The sequence below is a fragment of the Pseudomonas botevensis genome, from assembly GCF_019145475.1.
GTDB lineage: Bacteria > Pseudomonadota > Gammaproteobacteria > Pseudomonadales > Pseudomonadaceae > Aquipseudomonas > Aquipseudomonas botevensis.
Map to the genome: position 1 here is coordinate 119,994 of NZ_JAHTKI010000010.1, position 16,182 is coordinate 136,175.

Genomic DNA, 16,182 nt, shown 5'->3' on the forward strand with positions numbered 1-16,182 from the left:
CCGCAATGGTGAAAATCCCGCCCTTTAATGTAGCGCCGGAAATGAAAAATGACCCGTTTTGGTGCGTGCAAAACCTTCTGCACATTAACTGGTTAAACCTTGAGCAATTTCCGCTATAATCCGCGCCCCCCTTTTTCGGCTGGCCCAGCGCGCGCTGTTTTCATGAAACTAATCGTAAAAGTCTTCCCCGAGATCACCATCAAAAGCCGACCTGTCCGGACGAAATTCATCCGCCAGTTGGCCAAGAACATCCGCACCGTGCTCCGCGACCTGGACCCGGCCGTGGTGGTGAACGGTGTGTGGGACAACCTCGAGCTGGAAACCCGCGTTACCGACCCTAAAGCCTTGAAAGAAATGGGCGAGCGCCTGACCTGCATGCCGGGCATCGCGCACTTCCTGCAGATCGACGAATACCCGCTGGGCGACTTCGACGACATCACCGAGAAGTGCAAGCAGCACTACGGCGATGCACTGGCCGGGAAGATTTTTTCGGTGCGCTGCAAGCGTGCGGGCAAGCACCCGTTCAGCTCGATGGACGTCGAAAAATACGTCGGCAGCAAATTGCGTCGTGAGTGCGGTGCTGCCGGCATCGACCTGAAATCGCCGGAAATCGAAGTCCGTATCGAAGTTCGCGACCAACGGTTGTTCGTGATCCACGGCCAGCACAATGGCATCGGCGGTTACCCGCTCGGCGCCCTCGAGCAGACGCTTGTTCTGATGTCCGGCGGCTTTGACTCGACGGTTGCGGCTTATCAGATCCTGCGCCGTGGCCTGATGACGCACTTCTGCTTCTTCAACCTGGGCGGGCGTGCCCATGAATTGGGCGTGATGGAAGTCGCGCATTTCATCTGGAAGAAGTACGGCAGCTCGCAACGCGTGTTATTTGTCAGTGTGCCGTTCGAGGAAGTGCTGGGCGAAATTCTCGGCAAGGTCGACGACAGTCATATGGGTGTCGTATTGAAGCGTATGATGTTGCGCGCCGCGTCGAGCATTGCCGAGCGCCTGCACATCGACGCGCTGGTCACCGGCGAAGCGATCTCCCAGGTGTCGAGCCAGACGTTGCCGAACCTGTCGGTGATCGACTGCGTGACCGACAAACTGGTGCTGCGTCCGCTGATCGTTGCACACAAACAGGACATCATCGACACGGCCAACGAGATCGGCACGGCCGATTTCGCCCGGCACATGCCGGAATACTGCGGCGTCATTTCGGTCAATCCGAAGACGGCCGCCAAGCGCGGTCGTGTTGAGCACGAAGAGCAGGAATTCGACATGGCGGTTCTCGAGCGCGCACTCGAAAACGCCAAACTGGTGCCGATCGATCGGGTGATCGACGAGCTCGGCCAGGACATACAGATTGAAGAAGTCAGTGAAGCACTGGCCGGTCAGATCGTCATCGACATCCGCCACCCGGATGCTGCCGAGGATGACCCGCTGGAACTCGCCGGCGTAGAAGTACAGACGATGCCGTTCTATGCAGTGAACGCTCGTTTCAAGGAACTGGACCCTACGCGCCAGTACCTGCTGTATTGCGACAAAGGCGTGATGAGTCGCCTGCATGCCCACCATCTGCTCAGTGAGGGGCATGCCAATGTGCGCGTTTATCGACCGAGCTAAGTGCCCGGGGCTGTTTGCCTGTGGCCTGCGTCACCGGCCCCCCGACACCGCCGTCAAGCTGTAACGGCCATGCCGGACACTACTGCTAATCGCTGCCAAGACTTGTCAGCAAACCGAATCCTCTGATCGAGATACACAAGTGATCGAAAATCTACGCAACATCGCCATCATTGCCCACGTTGACCATGGTAAAACCACCCTGGTAGACAAACTCCTGCGTCAATCCGGCACCCTGGAGCGCAACGAGCTCAACGACGAGCGCGTGATGGACTCCAACGACCAGGAAAAAGAGCGCGGCATTACCATTCTGGCGAAAAACACCGCCATCAACTGGAACGGCTACCACATCAACATCGTGGACACCCCGGGCCACGCCGACTTCGGCGGCGAAGTCGAGCGCGTAATGTCCATGGTTGACTCCGTGCTGCTGCTGGTCGACGCTCAAGACGGCCCTATGCCGCAAACCCGTTTCGTGACCAAGAAGGCTTTCGAAGCCGGCCTGCGTCCAATCGTGGTCATCAACAAGGTTGACCGTCCGGGCGCGCGTCCTGACTGGGTTCTGGACCAGATCTTCGATCTGTTCGACAACCTGGGCGCCACCGAAGAACAACTGGACTTCCAGGTTGTTTACGCCTCGGCCCTGAACGGCATCGCCGGTCTGGACCACACCGCCATGGGCGAAGACATGACCGCGCTGTACCAAGCGGTAGTCGACCACGTTCCGCCTCCGGCTGTTGACCGTGACGGCCCGTTCCAGATGCAGATCTCCGCTCTGGACTACAACAGCTTCCTGGGTGTTATCGGTGTTGGCCGTATCGCTCGTGGTCGCGTCAAGCCGAACACCCCGGTTGTCGCTATCAGCGCCGACGGCAAGCGCCGCAACGGTCGTATCCTGAAGCTGATGGGTCACCACGGTCTGCACCGCGTTGACGTTGAAGAAGCAGCGGCCGGCGACATCGTCTGCATCAGCGGTTTCGACGAGCTGTTCATCTCCGACACCCTGTGCGACATCAACACCGTCGAGGCGATGAAGCCGCTGACCGTTGACGAGCCAACCGTTTCCATGACCTTCCAGGTAAACGACTCGCCATTCTGCGGTAAAGAAGGCAAGTTCGTGACCTCCCGTAACATCAAGGATCGTCTGGACAAAGAGCTGCTGTACAACGTTGCACTGCGCGTTGAAGAAGGCGACTCGGCTGACAAGTTCAAGGTTTCCGGCCGTGGTGAGCTGCACCTCTCGGTACTGATCGAAACCATGCGTCGCGAAGGCTTCGAGCTGGCTCTGGGCCGTCCTGAAGTGATCATCCGTGAAGTTGACGGCGTGAAGCAGGAACCGTTCGAAAACGTGACCATCGACATCCCTGAAGAATCCCAGGGCAAGGTGATGGAAGAGATGGGTCTGCGTAAAGGCGACCTGAGCAACATGGTGCCGGATGGCAAGGGCCGTGTGCGTCTGGAATACAACATCCCTGCTCGTGGTCTGATCGGTTTCCGTAACCAGTTCCTGACCCTGACCAACGGTGCTGGCATCCTGACCTCGATCTTCGATCGCTACGCTCCAGTGAAGTCCGGTCACATGTCCGGCCGTCAGAACGGCGTACTGGTTTCGGTTGAAACCGGCAAGGCGCTGACCTACTCCCTGGAAACCCTGCAGGCTCGTGGCAAGCTGTTCGTAGAACACGGCCAGGAGATCTACAACGGTCAGATCGTTGGTCAGAACAGCCGTGACAACGACCTGGGTGTGAACCCAACCAAAGGCAAGAAGCTCGACAACATGCGTGCTTCGGGTAAAGACGAAACCATCGCTCTGGTTCCACCTGTTCGCTTCACCCTGGAACAGGCTCTGGAATACATCCAGGAAGACGAGCTGTGCGAAGTCACTCCTAAGTCCATCCGTCTTCGCAAGAAGATCCTGGACGAAAGCGAGCGTACCCGCGCTGCCAAGAAAGCCAAGGCGTAATTTAGCCCTGGTATGAAAAACGCCCCCGGTCGCAAGACCGGGGGCGTTTTTGTTTGTCTGGGGAAATGTGTGGAGTCTAAAAGCCCCTCTCCCTCGGGAGAGGGCTGGGGTGAGGGGCGGCTGTATCAGAAGCGCTCGATACCCCGCGAACTGCGCTCGCGCTCCACTTCCTTCGGCTTGTACGCACAATACCCCGGACGCGGGCCGATTTTCGGGTGGTTGCGGCAGGTGTCCGGGCGTTTGTCATAAATGGTGCACAAGCGGCTCTTACGATCCAGGTAGTAGCAATCGTTGTTGCTCATGCGTTGCAGGGTGAAGATGCCGGACTTCTGGTTGAAGCGCTCCACCAGGCCTTCCTTTTGCAGGCGCTTGGCGATGTTCTTCGGCGGATCGCCCAGCTCGAATTCATCGACCACGCCGATGCGCACCAGGTCCTTGATCTTGACCTCGACGGGCAGCGTGCAGCAGCTGGAAATGCACGAGCCGCACATCGGGGCCGAATATTTGGCCCAGGTATCGAGACGGTCGATCTCGGCTGCGGCGATCAGGTTGGGCTTCATCATCGGGAATTACCAGGCGTGTGCATCAGGGCGCGCGATCATACCGGGACTGGTGGATTTTTGAACAACCTTTCGCCAGATTTTTTCTCCACGCATCGACACGGTCGACGGTTCGGCACGGCCCCTGCATTCATTGAGGCAATCGCCAGGGCATTGCCGGACGATCGCTCACTCTCAGGAAAAACTGCAGAACCTGCGCTTCTACGGTCGGTCAGACCGTCTAGGCTCTGACAATTCCCCGTTCGCTCGAGGTCCTATCGATGACTCAAGAACCACTAGTTCGCGAAGCAGAGGTGGCCGCATTCCGCGACGCCGTCCTGACCAAACTTACCTACGCGGTGGGCAAAGACCCGGATCACGCCTTCGACCATGACTGGTTCGAAGCCATCGCCCTGGCGGCGCGCGATCACATGGTCGAGCACTGGATGGACCACACCCGGCAGATTTACCGCAAGGGCCAGAAGCGGGTGTATTACCTCTCGCTGGAGTTCCTCATCGGCCGCCTGCTCTACGACAGCCTGAGCAACCTTGGCCTGCTCGATGTCGCCCGTGAAGCGTTGACCGAACTCGGCGTCGATCTGGAGCGTATCCGTCTGCTGGAGCCGGACGCGGCGCTCGGCAACGGCGGCCTCGGCCGATTGGCGGCGTGCTTCATGGAAAGCATGTCGACCCTTGGCATTGCCGGTCATGGTTATGGCATCCGCTACGAGCATGGGCTGTTCCGCCAGGCCATCGTCGATGGCTGGCAGCAGGAGCAGACCGAGCACTGGCTGGATTTCGGCAACCCATGGGAGTTCGAGCGGCCGGAAGTGGTCTACCCGATCGGCTTTGGCGGCAGTGTCGAAACCGTCACCGATGCCAGCGGCAAGACCCGGCAGGTCTGGTCGCCGGCAGAAACCGTACGGGCGATCGCCTACGACACGCCGGTGGTCGGCTGGCGCGGGGCGAGCGTCAACACCCTGCGTCTGTGGCGGGCGCGCGCCATGGAAGACCTGCACCTGGAGCGCTTCAACGCCGGTGACCACCTCGGCGCCGTCGCCGAAGTGGCCCGCGCCGAGAGCATCTCCAGGGTGCTTTACCCGGCGGACAGCACCGAAGCGGGGCAGGAATTGCGCCTGCGTCAGGAATACTTCTTCGTCGCGGCCTCGTTGCAGGATCTGCTGCGCCGGCATCGCAACATGCACACCTCGGTGCTGACCCTGGGCGAGCATGCGGCGATCCAGCTCAATGACACTCACCCCTCGATCGCCGTGGCCGAACTGATGCGCCAACTGGTCGACGTCTACGACGTGGAGTGGAATGCCGCGTGGGAGGTGACGGTCAACACGTTGTCGTACACCAACCACACGCTGCTGCCCGAAGCGCTGGAAACCTGGCCGGTAGGGCTGATGGAGCGCATGCTGCCCCGGCACATGCAGATCATTTACCTGATCAACGCCCAGCACATCGATTCATTGCGGGCCAAGGACATTCACGACTTCGACGTGCTGCGCGCGGTTTCGCTGATCGAAGAAGACAACGGCCGCCGGGTGCGCATGGGCAACCTCGCGTTTCTCGGTTCCCACAGCGTCAACGGCGTGTCCGCGCTGCACACGCAATTGATGCGCAAAACCGTGTTCGCCGAACTGCACAAGCTCTATCCGGAGCGGATCAACAACAAAACCAACGGCATCACCTTCCGCCGCTGGTTGTATCAGGCCAACGCCGAACTGACCTCGATGCTGGTCGACGCCCTCGGCCCGCAAGTCCTGGATAACCCTGAAGAGCTGCTGGTGGGCCTGGAACCGTTCGCCGAGAAACCGGCCTTCCGCAAGGCCTTCGCCGAACAGCGGTTGCACAGCAAAAAGGCCCTGGCGTATCTGATTCACGAGCGGCTGGGGATCGCGGTCAACCCGGCGGCGATGTTCGACGTACAGGTCAAACGGATCCACGAGTACAAGCGCCAGTTGCTCAACCTGATGCACACGGTCGCGTTGTACCAGGCGATTCGCGCCGAGCCGGAAACCGACTGGGTGCCACGGGTGAAGATCTTCGCCGGTAAAGCGGCGGCCAGTTATCACCAGGCCAAGCTCATCATCAAGTTGACCAACGACATCGCCCGGGTGGTGAACAACGACCCGACGGTGCGTGGCCTGCTGAAAGTGGTGTTCCTGCCCAACTACAACGTCAGCCTGGCGGAGAGCATCATTCCGGCGGCGGACCTGTCCGAGCAGATTTCCACCGCCGGTTTCGAGGCCTCGGGCACCAGCAACATGAAGTTCGGCCTCAACGGCGCGCTGACCATCGGCACCCTCGATGGCGCCAACGTGGAAATGTGCGAGAACATCGGAGCCGAGCACATGTTCATTTTCGGCCTGAGCGCCCAGCAGGTCGAAGCACGCAAGCAGAACCACGAGTTCAGCGCGGCGCCGGACATTGCCGCGTCGCATCGCCTGAACGACGTGTTGCAGGCGATCCGCAGCGGCGTGTTCTCGCCGGACGACACCTCGCGCTACACCGGGTTGATCGATTCGCTGGTGGACTACGACCGCTTCTTCGTCTGCGCCGACTTCGACTCGTACTGGGAGGCTCAGCGGCGCGTCGATGCGCTCTGGCACGACGCCAACAACTGGTGGCGTTCGGCGGTGCTGAATACTGCGCGAATGGGCTGGTTCTCGTCCGACCGGACAATCCGTGAATACGCCACGGATATCTGGAAGGCGCTGGAGTGATTTTTAGCGACAATTGTGCGCAAGGCCCAACGTTTGTTGGGCCGGATCGATATACTGAGCGCCGGATTACGGGCAGTCTCAGGCACCGTTGTGCTCATGTGGGAGTGGATAAGCCCGCTCCCACATTTGGGTTTGTGCCTAGACTGACAGGATTGCCGCATCGCCCCGACTTGGGGCTGCTCAGGGATATCGACCATGCAATGGATGTTCATGTTGATCGGGCTGGTGCTCGGCTGGCTGCTCGACGAGTCGTTCAGCGGCGCGCTGCTGGGCGCGCTGCTGGGGCTCGCCATCGGGCAGACGCTGCGTATCGCGCGGCTTGGCTCGCAGGTGACGGAGCAACAGCGGCAACTTGAACAGACGAAGGAGGCTTTGCAAGGCGTCGCGCAGCGCCTGTATCTGCTGGAGGGATCGCCTTCTCACGCGGAGCCAGCGCCAAGCGTAGAACCGGTCGCCGAGCCGGTCGCTGAATCTGTCGATGTCGTCGAAGAAGCTCCGGCCCCCGAACTGGTCTGGGAGCTGCCACCCGAACTCGAACCCCTCTCTGCCGCCGCCAGCGAAACCCGTCAGCCACTGCCGGCCGATGTCTGGCGTCTCGACGCCGTTACTGAGCAAGCCCAACCACCTGCGGAACCCCGTGGCCCGAACCTCATCGAGCGCGGCATCAGCGCCGCGCGCAACTGGCTGTTCGGTGGCAACACCGTGCTGCGGGTCGGCGTGGTGCTGTTGTTCTTCGGTCTGGCGTTCCTGTTGCGGTATGCCACCGAGGGCATGGTGGTGCCGATCGAATTGCGTTACGCCGGGGTCGCGGCGGCGGCGCTGGGTCTGCTGGCGCTGGGTTGGTGGTTGCGTGGGCGCAACAGCAACTACGCACTGATTCTGCAAGGCACCGGGATCGCGGTGCTGTACCTGACGGTGTTTGCGGCGATGCGTTTGCATCCGCTGCTCGATCCGTCCGCCGCGCTGGGGCTGCTGGTTGCGGTGACGGTGTTCTCGGCCATCCTTGCCATCACCCAGGATGCGCTCGGGTTGGCCGCCGCGGCGGCCCTCGGTGGTTTCGCCGCACCGATCCTGACCTCCACCGGCGCCGGCAACCATGTCGCGCTGTTCAGCTATTTCGCCCTGCTCAACGCCGGCATTCTCGCGATTGCCTGGTTCAAGGCCTGGCGCCTGCTCAACCTGATCGGTTTCGTCGGCACCTTCGGCATCGGTTTCGCCTGGGGCCTGCGCTCTTATGCACCGGAACTGCTGTGGAGCACCGAGCCGTTCCTGATTCTGTTCTTCCTGATGTACCTCGCCATCGGTCTGTTGTTCGCCCGGCGCAAGTTGCGGGACATGCCCGACGCGCCGCAGGCGGGCGATCGTCAGGCGCTGCTGCAATGGTCGGCGCGCAAGGGTGATTACGTCGATGGCACGATGCTGTTCGGCCCGCCGATCGTGGGTTTCGGCTTGCAGTTCGCGCTGGTGCAACACCTGGAGTTTGCCGCCGCATTCAGCGCCCTGGCGCTGGGCATGATCTACATGGCGCTGGCCAAAGTGCTGATGGGTGGCCGGGCGTTGTTGCTGGGGGAAACCTGTCTGGCGCTGGGGGTGATTTTCGCCAGCCTGGCGATTCCGCTGGGACTGGATGCGCGCTGGACCTCGGCGGCCTGGGCGGTAGAGGGCGCAGGAATTTTCTGGCTCGGCCTGCGTCAGCAACGGCCCTTTGCCCGGGCGTTTGCGTTGTTGCTGCAACTGGGGTCGGCGCTGGCGTTTCTCAGTCAGTTGCGGGTCGGAGAAAGCAGCCTGCTCGACGGCGCGCCGCTGGGCGCGCTGATGCTCGGCGTGGCGCTGTTGTTCAGCTTCTATCAATTGCGCAAGGCGCCGCCGCAGCAGACCTCGCCTTGGGAGCGTCAAGGCCTGCCGGTGCTGGCGTGCCTGGGCCTGACGTTCCTGTACCTGCTGGCGCCGCTGTTTTTCTTCACCCACGGCACGGCGATCAGTTGGGCATTGGCCGGGTTGCTGACGTTGTTTGTCGGCCTGCGCCTGCAATCGCGCACGTTCCTGTTCACCGCGTTTGCCGTGCAGTTGCTCGGTGGCGCATTGTTCCTGCTGCGGCTGCAAGGCGCCGGGGACGATTCGACAGCGGTGTTCAGCGCCGGCTGGAGCGGTCTGCTCAGCGCTTCGCTGATCGGTCTGGCGCTGATCGCCGGGATGTTGCTGGCGGCCCGCGATGAGATGGTGCGCGGTGACGTGCGTCTGCTGCGCGGCTTGTCGGTGGTGCTGCTGGCGGGTCTGGTGCTGATCAATCTGGCGGTGCTGTTCGTCCTGCCGTGGCAGGCCGCGAGCGCGGTGTGGGCGGCGAGTGGCTTGCTGATTATCTGGCTGAGCCTGTACCTCCGGCAGCGCCTGAGTTTCGTCTTCGGCCTGTTGTTGCAGGTGATCGGCGGTGCGGCGTTTCTGCTGGCCGGGCCGCAACTGCTCGGGCCGTTGTCTGGCGAAGGCCTGACGCCGCTGGGCCATGGCGGATTCTGGACGCCGCTGGTGCTGGGCTTGGCGGCACTGGTCGGCGCCTGGCGCCTGCAACTGGGCAATCACGCGTCGGCGTTTGATGTGCTGAGTCTGCAACGTCTGTCCGAAGTGCTGCTGGTGTGGGGTGCCGGTTGGTGGGCCTTGGCCTGGGTCAGCGAGGTATTGCGCTTTGCGCCGCTGCCACTGCAAGGCTCGTTGTTGCTGCTGGTCGCAGCGCTGAGTGTGGCGTTGTGGACGCTGCTGGCGCTGCGCCTGAAATGGCCGGCACTGGGGCTGCTCTGCACGTTGCTGATCCCGGCGTCTGCGCTGGTGCTGTTGGCAGCGTGGCATTCGCGCTATCACCCGGCGGCGGATTTCGGCTGGCTGGCGTGGGTGGCGGTGTTCGCCGTGCATTTCTTCAGCCTGCGCCGGTTGGCGCCGATGCTGCCGGCGCGAGCCTTGAGTGCCGCCCATGTGCTCGGTTGCTGGCTGTTGATTGGCGTGCTGGCGCTGGAACTGCGTTACGGCTTGTTGCTGTTGTCCGAGCAATACAACGCCTGGCGCTGGCTCGGCTGGGCGATTCTGCCGAGCCTGTACCTGCTGTTGATGGCCGCGCCGCGCAACTGGCCGTGGCCGGTGGCGGCGTATGCCCGCGAGTACCGGTTCTATGCTGCCGCGCCGCTGGCGGTGCTGATGCTCGGCTGGTTCTGGCTGGCGAATGCGGTGAGCGACGGCAACGCCGAACCGCTGCCCTACGTGCCGCTGATCAACCCGTTGGAGCTGGGCCTGCTGTTCGCGTTGTTCGGCGTTTACGTCTGGTCGCGCAGCGCCGTCGAGCAATGGTCGATACGCCGGGATTACGCCGATTACGCCACGCAACTGGTCGCCGGTGTTTCGCTGTTCGCTTTCTGCACCGTGCTGGTGATGCGCGCCGCCCATCATTGGGCCGGGGTGCCGTTCGAGCTGGATCTGTTGCTTGAATCGATGCTGGTGCAGGCCGGGTTGTCCATCGTCTGGACGCTGATGGCCCTGGGACTGATGATCGGCGGGCATCTGCGCCATCGCCGCGAAGTGTGGCTGATCGGCGCGGCGCTGATTGCGCTGGTGGTGGCCAAACTGATCTTTGTCGAGTTGAGCAACCGTGGCGGACTGGCGCGGATCGTCTCGTTTATCGGCGTCGGCGTATTGCTGCTGGTGGTGGGTTATTTCGCGCCGCTGCCGCCCAAACGCGCCGAAGCTGCACCGGCGGCTGACAAACCGGCGCCGGATACCGAAGGAGTGTCGTCTTGAGTCGCATGCTTAATCTGGGGTGGCTGATGCTGGGCGTGGCCATGACGGTCGGCGCCCAGGAAAAACCGGCGGACTTCGCCACGCAGATCCCGCTGGCGGTCAGCGGCAGCGGCCCGTGGTATCGCCTCGAACTGCCGTTGAGCGCGCAATTGCAGGCGCGTCAGACCGATCTCGGCGATCTGCGGGTGTTCAACGCCGCCGGTGAGCCGCAAGCCTACGCCCTGGCCCGTGAATCGGCGCAGACCCGCGACGACGGCCAGATGCATGACGTGAAGTGGTTCCCGCTGTACGACGCGGCCGACGCCACGGGGCATGCGCCGAACGTACGCATCCAGTCCACCACCAGCGGCACGTTGGTGGAGGTGCAGCCGTCCAGTCAGTTGGAGGCGGGCGAGGAAACCCTGCGCGGCTGGCTGCTCGACGCCAGCGCCATCAAGGCACCGTTGCAGCAGCTGATTCTCGACTGGACCAGCGAGCGCGACGGCTTTCAGCGATTCAGCATCGAGGCCAGCGACGACTTGCAGCACTGGCAGGCCTGGGGCGAAGGACAGGTCGCGCGCCTGAGCTTTTCCGAAGAGCGCGTCGAACAGCATGAAGTGGCCTTGCCGGGGCAGACCGCGCGTTACCTGCGGCTGCTGTGGGATTCGCCCTCCTCGGCGCCGGTGCTGACCTCGGTCCAGCTCAAGAGCAGCGATCCGCGCCATGTGCCGCTGCCGTTGGTCTGGTCGCAGGCGCTGGCCGGCAGCAGCGCCAAGGCCGGGGAATATACCTGGCAGTTGCCGATGGGGCTGAATGTCGAGCGGGTCCAGGTCGAGTTGAAACAGGCCAACAGTCTGGCGCCGGTCACCCTGGCCGGGCGCCGGGAAAGCAGCCTGCCGTGGCAGCCCCTCGGCAGCGGTCTGCTCTATCGACTGAGCCAGAATGGCCAGGACGTGGTGCAGAACGAGTTGCAGCTCTACGGGCAAACCGTCCAGCAACTGAAACTGACCGTCGACGAGCGCGGTGGTGGCCTCGGTGAGCAGGCGCCGACGTTGAAATACGCGGTGCGGGCGACGCAGGTGATCTTTCTCGCGCGGGGCGACGGGCCGTACAGCCTGGCCTTGGGCAGCGCTCTCGCCAAACCGGCGAACCTGCCGCTGGCGACGCTGATTCCCGATTTCACCCCGGCGAAACTGGCGACCTTGGGCAAGGCAACGGTGCAGGGCGAGGCGGTTGTCACTCAGACGACGACAACCACGACCACCGCCGTGGCGGAGACGAACTGGAAGAAAATCGGTCTGTGGGCGGTGCTGTTGCTCAGTGTGCTGTTTCTCGCCGCGATGGCGTTCAGCCTGCTGCGCAAGCCGCCCACCCATTCCTGAGCCTGGCTGGCGCTGGGTGCCCTTCGCGGGCATGCCCGCTTCCACAGGTTCAGCGTGGGAGCGGGCTTGCCGATGAAGACGACCGGTCAGTCGCTGAAAAGGCTTGATCTATCCCTCTCTCCAGCCACCATCCGTCCCATTTCAAACTACGCTGAACGCCGTGCCTGAACTCTCTTCGGCCGATCCCGTCTGATGGCAGGCATTGCACTGACGCACGTTACCGGGCGTCACCGCTCGCTAGGTTTCCAGACTCCCTGTAAACTGCGCGGGTTTTTAGCCCCCCATTCCACCGGAGCCGTCCATGTCCCGCGTTACCCTGAGTCGCTATTTGATTGAGCAGACCCGCAGCAACAACACTCCTGCCGATCTGCGCTTCCTGATCGAAGTGGTGGCGCGTGCCTGCAAGGAAATCAGCCACGCCGTGTCCAAAGGCGCCCTGGGCGGTGTTCTGGGCAGCATGGGCACCGAAAACGTCCAAGGCGAAGTGCAGAAGAAACTGGACGTGCTGTCCAACGAAATCCTGCTTGAAGCCAACGAGTGGGGCGGTCACCTGGCCGGCATGGCGTCCGAAGAAATGGACAACGCCTACCAGATCCCGGGCAAATACCCGAAAGGCGCCTATCTGCTGGTATTCGACCCGCTGGACGGCTCGTCCAACATCGACATCAACGCACCGGTCGGAACCATCTTCTCGGTACTGCGTTGCCCGAACGAATACCTGAGCCAGAACGAAAGCCTGAACGAAAAGGCCTTCCTGCAACCGGGCACCCAGCAGGTGGCCGCCGGTTACGCGATCTACGGCCCGCAGACCATGCTGGTGCTGACCCTGGGCGACGGCGTCAAGGGCTTCACCCTGGACCGCGAGATGGGCAGCTTCGTGCTGACCCACGAAGACATCAAAATTCCTGCCAGCACCCAGGAATTCGCCATCAACATGTCCAACCAGCGTCACTGGGAAGCCCCGGTACAGCGCTACGTTGAAGAACTGCTGGCCGGCGAAGAAGGTCCGCTGAAGAAGAACTACAACATGCGTTGGGTAGCCGCGATGGTAGCGGACGTTCACCGCATCCTGACCCGTGGCGGTCTGTTCATGTACCCGCGCGACAGCCGCGAGCCGTCCAAGCCGGGCAAACTGCGTCTGATGTACGAAGCCAACCCGATGTCGTTCCTGGTGGAACAGGCCGGCGGCGCTTCCACCGACGGCCACCAGCGCATCCTCGACATCAAGCCTGAGGGCCTGCACCAGCGCGTAGCGGTGTTCCTCGGCTCGAAAGAAGAAGTCGAGCGCGTCACCAGCTACCACAAGGCTTGAGCCATGAACGCGCCCTGGCAGCCGTTGCTTGACTGGTGGTTCGGTCACTCCGAATCAGCCAGCGCGGTATCGGCTGAGAAGGGCACGTTGTGGTTTGGCAAACGCGACAGCCAGGACCTCGAAGCGCGAGAGCGTTTCGGGGTCTTTGTCGATCAGGCCCTGGCCGGCGGATTGACCGAGTGGACGCAACGTCCCGAAGGTTGGCTGGCCGTGGTGCTGCTGCTCGATCAACTCCCGCGAATGATCTTTCGCGACAGCCCCAAAGCGTTCTCTGGTGACCTGCGCGCGCAACAACTGGTCGCTCAGGGCATCGCCGCCGATTTCGACCGGCAATTGCGACCGGTTCAACGACTGTTTATCTATCTGGTGTTCGAACACTGCGAAAACCTCGCGGTGCAGAACGAGGCGGTTTCCCGGTTTATCGACCTGGTGGCTGAACAGCCAGAAGCGGAGCGGGCGGTGTTTGCCGACAACCTGGATTATGCCGAGCGGCATCAACGGGTGATTGCCCGGTTCGGGCGGTTTCCGCATCGCAATGCGGTGTTGGGAAGGGCGTCCACGGCTGAGGAGCTGGCGTTTCTTTCGCAACCGGGCTCAAGCTTTTAAGTCTTCGCTGCGTTCGCTGATGCCTTCGCGGGCAAGCCCGCTCCCACAGTGTTTTGTGGTGATACACAGATTGTGTGAACACCGAAGATCGCTGTGGGAGCGGGCTTGCCCGCGAAGAGGCCAGTCAGGGCGCCTCAGATTCTGAAACTGCCGACCAACTGCTTCAACCGGGCCGCCTGCTGCTCAAGATCCGAGCACGCGCGCAACGTCGCCTGCAGGTTTTCCACCCCTTCCTGGTTCAGCGTGTTGATCTCGTTGATGTCGACATTGATCGACTCGACCACGGCTGTCTGCTCTTCGGTAGCGGTCGCCACCGACTGGTTCATGCCGTCGATTTCGCCAATACGCTGGGTCACGCTGCCCAGCCGCTCGCCTGCCTGGTTGGCGATGCCGACGCTGCTTTCGCTCTCACGCTGGCTCTCGGTCATGATGCCGACCGCCTGACGCGCGCCGACTTGCAGCTCTTCAATCATCTTCTGCACTTGCTGCGCCGAATCCTGGGTGCGGTGCGCCAGGTTGCGCACTTCGTCGGCCACCACCGCGAAGCCGCGACCGGCCTCACCGGCGCGGGCCGCTTCGATGGCGGCGTTCAGGGCCAGCAGGTTGGTCTGCTGGGAAATGCTGGTGATCACTTCCAGAATCTGCCCGATGTTCACGGTGTTGCTGTTCAGGGTTTCGATGTTGCCGCAGGAGTCGCTGATCTTCGCCGACAGTTGCTGCATCGCGTGGATGGTTTTATCCACCACCTGCTGGCCGTCTTCGGCCAGGCTGCGCGCATCGCTGGAGTGCTGCGAGGCGAGAGCGGCGTTCTGGGCGATTTCCTGGGCGGCGGCGCCGAGCTGGTTGATCGCCGCCGCGACGCTGTTGGTACGCGAGGCCTGCTGGTCGGAGTTGTACATCGAGGAGTTCGAGGCCGCGACCACCCGCAGAGCCACTTCGTTGACCTGGCCGGTAGCCGAGGACACTTCGCGGATCGAGGTGTGGATACGTTCCACGAACTGGTTGAACGACATCCCCAGCGCGCCGAATTCGTCGTGGCCGTGGATGGTCAGGCGTTTGGTCAGATCGCCTTCGCCTTCGGCGATGTCATGCATGGCGCGGCCCATGGTCAGCAGCGGCTGCATCAGTACGCGGATCAGCATGCCGAGCAGGGCGATGATGATGACCACGGCAATCACCATGGCGATCAGCGCCGAGGTACGGAATTCGCTGAGCATCGAGAACGCGGTGTCTTTGTCCAGCACCAGCGCCACGTACCAGTCGGCCGATGGCACGCCGTTGACGCGGGTGAAGGAAATCAGCTGGGTCTTGCCGTCGAACTCGACTTCCTTCAGGCCCGGGCTGACTTTCGGCGCGCCGTTGGGGTAGGCCTCGGCGAGGGTCTTGAGCACCAGTTTGCTGTCCGGGTGGATCAGGATCTTGCCATCGGCGCTGACGATGAATGCGTGGCCGTGGCCGCCGAAATTCAGCGAGTTGATGATCGCGCTGACGCTGCTCAGGTCGATGTCCGCACCGGCCACGCCGATCATCGAACCCTGGCGCTGCACCGGGGTGGCGACGGTGATCACCAGTTTGCCCGACGAGGCAGCGATGTACGGTTCGGTGACGATGGTCTGCTGAGCGCTGTTGGCGGCCTTGTACCAGCCACGCGCGCGCGGATCGTAGTCTGCCGCGCGGTTGCCGGCCGGCACCGAGAACATCACGCCGTCGGCGCCGCCGAAGTAGCTGAGCTGGAAATTGCCGGTGTAGGCGGGCAGGTCGATGATGCGTTTCAGGCTGGCGGTGGCGCTGCCGTCGGCGACGATCTGCTGGGACAGCGATTGCAGCAACTGGATGCGGCTTTCCAGCCAGGTCTGGATGTTGCTGGTGGTCAGGCTGCCGAGTTCCTGCATCGAGGATTCAGTGCTCGATTGCAGGGCCTGGCGCTGTCGGTAGTCGTTGAACAGGATGAAACAGGCGAACGCGACGGCCACCACGAGCGCGGCTGCCAGCAAGATCTTGTGGCTGAATTTCATGTTTCTGGTCATTAAGGGAGCTACCGCGAAGGGGCTGGTCAAGAAAGGGCGGCAATTTGCCACACTCGAAGGCTTTGCGCTGCTCTTATTTCGACCGCCGCGCGCCAAAGATTAGGCGGCTTTGGCGAAAAACGACGAAATGCGCAATAGCCCTACAAAGTGTCTGATTTAGCGATGAAAGCCAGACGAGCGGGCGGATAAATAGCCAGGTGCCCAGGGAACCAGACAGGGGTTTTCTCTTCTAAGCTTCTGGTTGGCGC

General features: G+C 62.2%; 9 protein-coding genes. 7 read left to right on the forward strand and 2 right to left on the reverse strand.

Annotation, left to right across the window (positions count from 1 at the left end; genetic code table 11):
• Positions 1 to 162: 162 nt before the first annotated feature.
• Positions 163 to 1,617, forward strand: coding sequence for a tRNA uracil 4-sulfurtransferase ThiI (gene thiI / locus KVQ74_RS15060; RefSeq protein WP_217831864.1), 1,455 nt, complete (start codon positions 163 to 165; stop codon positions 1,615 to 1,617).
• Positions 1,618 to 1,756: 139 nt separating this feature from the next.
• Positions 1,757 to 3,577: a translational GTPase TypA gene (gene typA / locus KVQ74_RS15065; protein ID WP_127648587.1), complete on the forward strand. Its 1,821-nt coding sequence runs from the start codon at positions 1,757 to 1,759 to the stop codon at positions 3,575 to 3,577.
• Positions 3,578 to 3,702: 125 nt separating this feature from the next.
• Here the strand turns inward: typA and KVQ74_RS15070 are convergent, their stop codons facing one another.
• On the reverse strand, positions 3,703 to 4,140 hold the full coding sequence (locus KVQ74_RS15070) for a YkgJ family cysteine cluster protein (protein ID WP_217831865.1): 438 nt from the start codon (positions 4,138 to 4,140) through the stop codon (positions 3,703 to 3,705).
• A 257-nt stretch (positions 4,141 to 4,397) separates the two neighbouring features.
• Here KVQ74_RS15070 and KVQ74_RS15075 point away from each other — a divergent pair, with 257 nt between their 5' ends.
• The 5 genes from KVQ74_RS15075 to KVQ74_RS15095 all read left to right on the forward strand — a co-directional run bounded on the left by KVQ74_RS15075 (position 4,398) and on the right by KVQ74_RS15095 (position 13,907).
• Positions 4,398 to 6,848, forward strand: coding sequence for a glycogen/starch/alpha-glucan phosphorylase (locus KVQ74_RS15075; RefSeq protein ID WP_217831867.1), 2,451 nt, complete (start codon positions 4,398 to 4,400; stop codon positions 6,846 to 6,848).
• Between the two features lie 195 nt (positions 6,849 to 7,043).
• Positions 7,044 to 10,628, forward strand: coding sequence for a DUF2339 domain-containing protein (locus KVQ74_RS15080; RefSeq protein ID WP_217831870.1), 3,585 nt, complete (start codon positions 7,044 to 7,046; stop codon positions 10,626 to 10,628).
• The gene (locus KVQ74_RS15085; protein WP_217831872.1) at positions 10,625 to 11,989 is read left to right on the forward strand and encodes a DUF3999 domain-containing protein; all 1,365 of its coding nucleotides are present in this window, start codon (positions 10,625 to 10,627) and stop codon (positions 11,987 to 11,989) included. Before KVQ74_RS15080 ends, KVQ74_RS15085 begins: the two co-directional genes overlap by 4 nt.
• Positions 11,990 to 12,290: 301 nt before the next feature.
• Positions 12,291 to 13,301, forward strand: coding sequence for a class 1 fructose-bisphosphatase (locus KVQ74_RS15090; RefSeq protein ID WP_217831874.1), 1,011 nt, complete (start codon positions 12,291 to 12,293; stop codon positions 13,299 to 13,301).
• A 3-nt stretch (positions 13,302 to 13,304) separates the two neighbouring features.
• Positions 13,305 to 13,907 (forward strand): DUF924 family protein, encoded by a 603-nt coding sequence (locus tag KVQ74_RS15095; RefSeq protein WP_217831876.1) that lies wholly within the window; start codon positions 13,305 to 13,307, stop codon positions 13,905 to 13,907.
• A gap of 134 nt (positions 13,908 to 14,041) precedes the next feature.
• Here the strand turns inward: KVQ74_RS15095 and KVQ74_RS15100 are convergent, their stop codons facing one another.
• The gene (locus tag KVQ74_RS15100; RefSeq protein ID WP_217831878.1) at positions 14,042 to 15,934 is read right to left on the reverse strand and encodes a methyl-accepting chemotaxis protein; all 1,893 of its coding nucleotides are present in this window, start codon (positions 15,932 to 15,934) and stop codon (positions 14,042 to 14,044) included.
• Between the last annotated feature and the right edge of the window lie 248 nt (positions 15,935 to 16,182).